General features: G+C 43.8%; 1 protein-coding gene. It reads left to right on the top strand.

Going from position 1 to position 681, the window contains the following annotated elements; genetic code table 11:
- Positions 1-29: 29 nt before the first annotated feature.
- On the top strand, positions 30-681 hold a 652-nt coding region (locus ACS8FD_RS20975; RefSeq protein WP_439277290.1), incomplete at its 3' end, for an ABC transporter permease subunit.

The raw sequence follows: 681 nt of genomic DNA, 5'->3' as shown, positions 1-681 counted from the left end.
GTGCCAGGGCTTATTGCAGGGAGTCAGAAATGAGTATGATGACCGAACTTGCAACGGCCTATCCAGGTCTAATGGGTGGCATGCTAACCACCTTAAAAGTATTGTTTTTAGCCATTCTCGGTGGTATCAGTTTAGGAACCGTACTCGCTTTAATGCGCTTATCTGGTATTAAGGCGCTAGAAGTACCCGCCAAACTCTACGTCAATTACTTTCGTTCTGTACCGCTGTTACTAGTATTACTATGGTTTTATTTTGCCGTACCGATGATTTATTTTTGGGTAGCTGGTAAATACTTGCAACTTGATGCCGCCTTTGCTTCATGTGTCGTTGCTTTTATGATGTTCGAAGCCGCCTACTTTTCAGAAGTGGTACGGGCAGGTATTCAGTCTATTGGTAGTGGGCAAGTCAATGCTGCAAAAGCCTTGGGTATGACTTATGGGCAGACCATGCGTTTGGTCGTATTACCACAAGCCTTTCGCAAAATGCTGCCACTTATCTTACAACAATGTATTATTTTATTCCAAGATACGACGTTGGTATTTGCTATTGGTTTGACAGACTTTTTCCGTGCAGCCTACGTCCGTGGTGAGCTGATGGGTTTATTGACACCTTATATATTAGGCGCAGGCGCAGTATATTTTGTCATCAGCTTAAGCGCTTCTATCGGTGTGCAACATGTAC

The organism is Psychrobacter sp. 1U2 (assembly GCF_051847575.1).
The sequence above is the reverse complement of the archived record's forward strand: the minus strand, read 5'-3'. Positions and strand labels throughout refer to the sequence as shown.